The following is a 6,960-nucleotide window of genomic DNA, read 5'->3' on the forward strand; positions in this document are numbered from 1 at the left end:
CCGGCTCATATCCGCCCGGCCTTCCGCTCGGTGACCAGCAGCCACAGAAGATAGACACCGCCGAGGACCCCGGTCACCACGCCCACGGGCAGCTGGTCGGCGCCGAAGGCCCGCTGCGCGGCCCAGTCCGCGGTGATCAGCAGCGTCGCGCCCATGCACATGGACGCCGCGAGGTTCGGTCCGGGAGAGCGGGTCAGCCGCCGGGCGAGCTGCGGTGCGGTCAGGGTGACGAAGCCGACCGGCCCGGCGGCCGCGGTCGCCCCGGCGGTGAGCAGCACGGCCGCCACCATCAGCAGCATCCGCAGGCGCTCGACGCGCACCCCGAGGGCGTACGACACGTCGTCGCCCATCTCCGTCATCCGCAGCCCACGCGCGTTCGCCAGCACCAGCGGTACGAGGACGGCGCACATCCAGAGCAGCGGCCAGACCTGGGACCAGTCACGGCCGCCCAGGGAGCCGGTCATCCACACGACCGCGCGGGCCGCGTCGACCAGGTCGGCCTTGGTGATCAGATAGCCGTTGACCGCGGTGACGATCGCGGACACGCCGATGCCGACCAGGACGAGCCGGTACCCGTGCACGCCCCGCTTCCAGGCCAGCAGATAGATCGCCAGCCCGGTCACCAGGCCCCCGACGAGCGCCCCGGCCGTGACCTGCCCGGCGGAGCCCGAGAAAAGCACGATGACGACGAGCGCGCCCGCGGTCGAGCCCTGCGCGAGGCCGAGCACATCCGGACTGCCCAGCGGGTTGCGGGAGATGGACTGGAACAGCGCGCCGCCGAGGCCGAGCGAGGCACCGACCAGCAGCCCGACGAGGACGCGCGGCAGCCGCAGCTCGTTGACGATGAACTCCTGGCCCGCGTCGCCGTTGCCCATCAGCGTCCTAAGGACGTCGGCGGCCGGGATCGGGAAGTCGCCGGTGCCGATCAGGACGACGCTCGCGGTGAACGCGGCCAGCAGCAGCGCGACGACGACGGTGAACGCCCGCACGTGCACGCGCACCGAGAGCCCGCCCGGCGTGCGGACGACGCGGCTGCGCAGGGCGGCCCTGCGGGTGCCCGGCCCGGTTGCTTCGGCGTTGCGTATGGCGGGTGTGCCCATGACCTTCACAGCTGAGTCGTCCTCCGCCGCCGTACGAGAAGGATGAAGACCGGGCCGCCGAGCACCGCGGTGACGATGCCGACCTGGAGCTCCGCCGGCCGCGCCACCATCCGCCCGATGATGTCGGCGCCGAGCAGCAGCACGGGCGACAGGATCGTCGCGTACGGCAGGATCCAGCGCAGGTCGGGCCCGGTGAAGGACCGTACGGCGTGCGGGACCATCAGCCCGACGAACACGATCGGCCCGCAGGCGGCGGTCGCGGCTCCGCACAGCACGGTGGCGGCGGCCATCGACAGCGCGCGGGTGCGGCCAAGGTTGGCGCCGAGCGCGCGGGCAGTGTCGTCGCCCATGGCCACGGCGTTCAGCGGCCGGGCCAGGAACAGTGCGAGGACCAGGCCGGCCCCGAAGAACGGCAGGACCTGTGTGATGGTCGAGTCGGTCGCCGAGGCCAGCGAACCGACCGTCCAGAACCGCATCTTGCCGAGCGCCGCCCCGTCCGTGATCATCACGGCCTGGAGGTATCCGTAGAGCGCGGCCGTGATCGCCGTACCGGCCAGCGCCAGCCGCACGGGCGTCGCCCCCCGGCTGCCGCCGAGGAACCAGACCAGCGCCCCGACCGCGGCCGCCCCGAGGAACGCGAACCACACATAGCCGCTCAGCGACGTGACACCGAGGAACGTGATGGCGGTGACGACGGCGGCGGACGCGCCCGCGTTGATGCCGAGCAGCCCGGGGTCGGCCAGCGGATTGCGGGTCAGCGCCTGGAGCAGAGCGCCCGACAGGCCGAGCGCGGCCCCCGCGAGCAGCCCGAGGACAGTGCGGGACAGCCGCTCACCGACCACGACGTCGCCGTACATCCCGGTGTCGTCGAACAGGCCGTGCCAGACCTGCTCCAGCGAGAGCTCTTTCGCGCCGATGGCGATGCTGGCCAGGGCGACAAGGGCCAGGATCCCCAGGGAGACGAGGAGGCCCACGGTCCGTATCGCCCGACGTTCGGGGGGCGCGGCGGTGGTCACCGCGCGCTGCTCAGGAGGACTGTCGACGAACACCAGGTTAGGTTAACCTACCCTCGCCGTTGTCTCGATGCCGCCCCCGCTTGCTCTCACAGCCCGAGCCGCGCCAGCGCCTTCCCTCCGTCCAGCCCGCACGAGCCCGCCCCGGCCGCCGTCCAAGCCGCCGCACACAGCGCACGCAGCCCGTCGAGCACCTCGCCCTCGCCGTCCAGCTCCAGCCGGTCACTCCCGGCCGTCGCCGTCCAGCCACCGCAGCGGAACCCGTCGCCCGCCTCGACGACCTCAGGCTGCCCGGTGAGCAGCCCGCGCAGATCCGCGTCGACGTACGTAGGCCGGTGCCGCGGCGGCGCGGCCAGCAGCTGTGCGCCGTCGGTGACCCCGGTCAGCACGAGCAGCGAGTCCACCTCGCCGTTGAAGGCGCCCTCGATGTCCGTGTCCAGCCGGTCCCCGACCACGAGTGGCCGCTCGGCGCCCGTACGCAGGATCGTCTCGCGGTGCATCGGAGTCAGCGGCTTGCCCGCCACCTGCGGCTCGGCGCCGGTGGCGATCCGTACGACCTCCACCGCCGCGCCGTTTCCGGGGACGATGCCGCGCGCACTCGGAATGGTGAGATCGGTGTTGGACGCGAACCACGGCACCCCGCGTCCGATGGCGTAGCACGCCTCGGCGAACCGCCCCCACGGCAGATCGGGCCCGCCATAGCCCTGCACCACCGCCACCGGATCGTCGTCGACGGACTCCACGGGCTCCAGCCCCCGCTCCCGCAGCGCCACCCGCAGCCCGTCCCCGCCGATCACCAGCACGCGGGCCCCGGCGGGCACCTGCTCGCTGATGAGCCGGGCCACTGCCTGCGCCGAGGTGATGACGTCACCGGCCTCGGTCGGTACGCCCAGCTCCGTGAGGTGCTCGGCCACCGTGTCGGGCGTCCTCAGCGCGTTGTTCGTGACGTACGCGAGGTGCATCCCGCCCCCACGGGCCGTGCCGAGCGACTCGACGGCGTGCGCGATCGCGCTCCCGCCCGCGTACACCACACCATCCAGATCGAGCAGCGCCGTGTCGTACGCCTCGCTCAGGGGCTGCCCACTCCCCTCAGGCCGCGTCCTGACGGTCTGGCTCATTGCACATCGCTCCTCGGTCGAACGGTTTCCGATCCCTCGATCTCTCCGTCCGATCATCGCGCATACCACTGACACACATACGATGCCTCAATGAACTATGCAGGTCCGGCGAAGGAGACCCCGGCACGCAGTGGCCTCGAACTGTCCCCGTTCCGGGGCCTGCGCTACGCCCCCGAGCGAGTCCGCAGCCTGTCCGCGGTGACATCCCCGCCGTACGACGTGGTCGTACGGCCCGACGGTCTGCACCACCTTCAGTCCGCCGACCCGCACAACATCGTCCGCCTGATACTCCCGCAGGCCCCCACCCCCACGGCCCGCAACGACCAGGCGGCGGCCACCCTGTACCGCTGGCTCTCCGAGGGAGTGCTGGTCGCGGACGAGGAGCCCGGCCTGTACGTGTACGAGCAGCGTGACGGCGGCGGCATGCTGCAACGCGGCGTCATAGGCGCCCTCCGCCTGTCGGAGCCGCCGGACGGCGTCGTCCTCCCTCATGAGGACGTCATGCCCCACGTGGTCGACGACCGCGCGGCTCTGATGCGCGCCACCCGCGCGAACCTCGAACCGCTGCTCCTGACGTACCGCGGCAACGGCTCGGCAACCGGCACGAGTGCCGTCATCGAGCGCACCGCCCACCGCCCGCCTCTCCTGTCGACGACCACGGAGGACGGCTTCGGCCACCGCCTGTGGGCCGTGACAGACCCGGCCGACCTCACCGAGATCCGATCGGACCTCGCCCACCATCAGGCCCTCATCGCCGACGGCCATCACCGCTGGGCGACATACCTGCGTCTACGCGCGGAGCACCCCTCCCCCAGCCCGTGGGACCACGGCCTGGTCCTGCTGGTCGACACGGCGCGCTACCCGCTCCGGGTCCGCGCGATCCACCGCCTCCTGCACCGGCTCCCCGTGCCGGAAGCGCTCTCGGCCGCAGCGGACCACTTCCGCGTCCGCCGCCTCGACGTCCCGCTCTCCGAGGCCCTGGCGACCCTGGCCGAGGTTGCCCGCGCGGGCAACGCCTTCCTGCTCGCCGGCGACGGCGCCTTCCACCTCCTCGACGACCCGGACCCGGCCCTCCTGGACCATACGGTCCCCGCCGACCGACCGGAGGCCTGGCGCACCCTGGACGCGACGGTGCTGCACGCGGCACTCCTCGACCACGTGTGGCACATCCCGGAGGACTCTCCCGCGCACATCGCGTACATACATGACGCGGCGGCCACCGTCGCCAAGGCGGAGCGGGACGGCGGCACGGCGGTGCTGATGCATCCCGTCCGCGAGGATGTCGTCCGCGACCTCGCCCGCCAGGGCGTCACCATGCCCCGCAAGTCGACGTCCTTCGGCCCGAAGCCGGCGTCGGGCCTGGTGCTGAGAGCGCTGGAGATCTGAAACGCGAAGGGCGGGACCCGCACGTCACGGGCCCCGCCTACAGTCTCAGTCATCACCAGTCGCGGACATCACGTCTCGCGACATCAGCCGTCCCGGTTGTCAGCTGTCGCGGTCCTCGGGACGGCCCTCGGCAGAAGCGGCGGAACCACCACGCTCCTCGCCGAGACCCTCCGTCTGCTCCTCACGACCGCTTCCCATGTCGCCCTCACTCTCGCTCTCGCTCTCGTCGAGGGCGTCGACGAACTCAACGCCGTCCATCTCCGCGAGCCGGTCGGAGGCGTCCGTACTGCCGTCCTTGTCGGCCTCGACGGCCTTGGCGAACCACTCACGCGCCTCGCCCTCACGCCCGGCCGCGAGCAACGCGTCGGCATACGCGTACCGCAGCCGTGCGGTCCACGGCTGGACGGAGTTGGAGGCCAGCTCGGGGCTCTGCAGGGTCACGATGGCCGCGTCCAGCTGCCCCATGTCCCGCCGGGCGCCGGCCGCCACGAGCCGCATCTCGACCTGCCCGGCCTTGTCCAGCTTGTGCACCTCGGGCGCTCCGGCCATGTCCAGCGCCTTCTCGGGCCGCCCGAGCCCGCGCTCGCAGTCGGCCATGACAGGCCACAGGTCGATGTTCCCGGTCATGCGCCGCGCGGCCCGGAACTCCGCGAGGGCCTCGCTGTACTTCTGGTTCGCGTACGCGGCGAAGCCGGCCGCCTCCCGCACGGCGGCGACGCGCGAGGCGAGCCGCAGGGCCACCCTGGAATAGCCGTAGGCGGCCTCAGGGTCCTCGTCGATGAGCTTGGCGACCATCACCAGGTTCTTGGCGACGTCGTCGGCGAGCGTCTTGGGCAGGCTCTGCAACTCCTGCCGTACGTCCTTGTCGATCTCCTCACCGGTGACGTCCTCGGGAATCGGCAGCCGCTTGATCGGCTCGCGGTCCCGCTCCCTCTCCCGGTCCTCACGGAAGCGCCCGCCCCCTCGCCGGTCGTCGTCACGCCCGCGGAAACCACCGGGACGACCGGGCCGACCAGCACGGTCGTCACCGCGGGGCCCGCGGCCACGATCGTCACCGCGGGGTCCACGGCCACGGTCATCACTGCGGGGCCCGCGGCCACGATCGTCGCGGCCGCGGAAACCACCGCGCTCACCGCGGCTGTCGTCACGCCGGTAGCCACCACGGTCCGGCCGCTCCCGCCGCTCTCCGTGCTCGCCCCGCTCATCACGCCGGAACCCGGAACGCTCGCCGCCCCGCCGGTCGTCACGCCGGTCATCTCGACGGTCGTCCCTGCGATCGTCACGCCGCTCATCACGCCGGTCGTCCCGACGGTCATCCCTGCGATCGTCACGCCGCTCATCACGCCGGTCGTCGCGCCCTCGGAACCCGCCACGGCTGTCATCCCGGCGGAAGCCACCACGCTCGTCACGCCGGAATCCACGGTCGCGGTCGTCGCGGCGGAATCCACCACGATCACCGCGGTCACCATCACGCCGGTCGTCCCGACGGTCGTCGCGCCGGTCATCACGCCGGTCATCACGCCGGCCTCCGTAGCCACCGCCACCGCGGCTGTCGTCACGCCGGAGCCCACCGCGCTCGCCACGGTCACTCCGCTCGTCACGGCGGAACCCGGGACGCGGTCCTCGATCGCCTTCTCGACGGTCGTCGCGTCGGCCTCCGTAGCCACCGCGGTGGTCATCCCGGCGGAAGCCACCTCGGTCACCACGGTCGTCGCCACGCCGGTCATCACGCCGGTCATCACGCCGGAACCCGCCTCGATCACCGCGGTCACCATCACGCCGGTCATCGCGCCGGTCATCGCGTCGCCCATAGCCGCCACGGTCATAACCACCGCGGTCGTAGTCGCGACGAGGGCCACCTCGGTACCCGCCACGGTCGCCGCGGTCACCACTGTCCCGGCGGCGCTGATCGCGCTCCGGTCGCTCGTCGGGAGAGTTGGTGGACATCGGGGACTCCTGTCTTCGGTACCGCAGTCATTCTTGCGCAGCCGAGTACCCGGTGCGCTCCGACCTGTGTTCGATTCAAAACAACAAAAGGACCCCTGGTCCCAGCTGAACGCTGGGACCAGGGGTCCTCCAAAGATTGTTCGGCGGTGTCCTACTCTCCCACAGGGTCCCCCCTGCAGTACCATCGGCGCTGTAAGGCTTAGCTTCCGGGTTCGGAATGTAACCGGGCGTTTCCCTCACGCTATGACCACCGAAACCCTATTGGTTTCGAGCGAACAAGCACACTCTTCAATTGTCTGTTCTGCTCAAAGCCGACAACTGTTCGTTGTCTCAGAACTAACACAGTGGACGCGAGCAACTGAGGACAAGCCCTCGGCCTATTAGTACCAGTCACCT

At 71.4% G+C, this 6,960-nt stretch carries 6 protein-coding genes and 1 rRNA gene; 1 reads left to right on the forward strand and 6 read right to left on the reverse strand.

The features are described from left to right. Window positions 1-5 precede the first annotated feature (5 nt). From IE262_RS15010 to IE262_RS15020, 3 genes are read right to left on the reverse strand one after another with little or no spacing between them, the layout of a single operon-like run. Window positions 6-1,100 carry a FecCD family ABC transporter permease gene (locus IE262_RS15010; protein WP_189874054.1) on the reverse strand — a complete coding sequence of 365 codons (1,095 nt, stop codon included), beginning with the start codon at window positions 1,098-1,100 and terminating at the stop codon, window positions 6-8. A gap of 5 nt (window positions 1,101-1,105) precedes the next feature. Then, window positions 1,106-2,149, reverse strand: a complete 1,044-nt coding sequence (locus IE262_RS15015) for a FecCD family ABC transporter permease (RefSeq protein WP_134040136.1) — start codon at window positions 2,147-2,149, stop codon at window positions 1,106-1,108. 53 nt (window positions 2,150-2,202) lie between these two features. Then, complete coding sequence (locus tag IE262_RS15020; RefSeq protein ID WP_134040134.1) at window positions 2,203-3,231, reverse strand: HAD hydrolase-like protein; 1,029 nt, start codon at window positions 3,229-3,231, stop codon at window positions 2,203-2,205. Window positions 3,232-3,321: 90 nt separating this feature from the next. Between IE262_RS15020 and IE262_RS15025 the strand changes: the two genes are divergently transcribed. Next, a complete protein-coding gene (locus IE262_RS15025) occupies window positions 3,322-4,617 on the forward strand; it encodes a DUF1015 domain-containing protein (RefSeq protein ID WP_189874055.1) in 1,296 nt (431 codons plus the stop codon). A gap of 99 nt (window positions 4,618-4,716) precedes the next feature. On the opposite strand, the gene IE262_RS15030 is transcribed toward IE262_RS15025, so the two are convergent. The 3 genes from IE262_RS15030 to rrf form a co-directional block, all read right to left on the reverse strand. Continuing rightward, entirely contained in the window at window positions 4,717-5,520 is an 804-nt protein-coding gene (locus IE262_RS15030; RefSeq protein ID WP_194506000.1) for a tetratricopeptide repeat protein, read from the reverse strand. Further along, the gene (locus IE262_RS15035) at window positions 5,412-6,428 is read right to left on the reverse strand and encodes a hypothetical protein (protein ID WP_189874059.1); all 1,017 of its coding nucleotides are present in this window, start codon (window positions 6,426-6,428) and stop codon (window positions 5,412-5,414) included. Before IE262_RS15035 ends, IE262_RS15030 begins: the two co-directional genes overlap by 109 nt. A 274-nt stretch (window positions 6,429-6,702) precedes the next feature. Then, a 5S ribosomal RNA gene (gene rrf / locus IE262_RS15040) occupies window positions 6,703-6,819 on the reverse strand. Between the last annotated feature and the right edge of the window lie 141 nt (window positions 6,820-6,960).

The sequence above is a fragment of the Streptomyces bluensis genome (genome assembly GCF_014650715.1).
In the GTDB taxonomy this organism is placed as follows: domain Bacteria; phylum Actinomycetota; class Actinomycetes; order Streptomycetales; family Streptomycetaceae; genus Streptomyces; species Streptomyces bluensis.

What these genes read in the sequence shown, in the direction of transcription:
- IE262_RS15010 (WP_189874054.1), bottom strand. Translation starts at nt 1,100, where the DNA reads ATGGGCACACCCGCCATACGCAACGCCGAAGCAACCGGGCCGGGCACC.
- IE262_RS15020 (WP_134040134.1), bottom strand. Translation starts at nt 3,231, where the DNA reads ATGAGCCAGACCGTCAGGACGCGGCCTGAGGGGAGTGGGCAGCCCCTG.
- IE262_RS15025 (WP_189874055.1), top strand. Translation starts at nt 3,322, where the DNA reads ATGAACTATGCAGGTCCGGCGAAGGAGACCCCGGCACGCAGTGGCCTC.
- IE262_RS15035 (WP_189874059.1), bottom strand. Translation starts at nt 6,428, where the DNA reads ATGGGCGACGCGATGACCGGCGCGATGACCGGCGTGATGGTGACCGCG.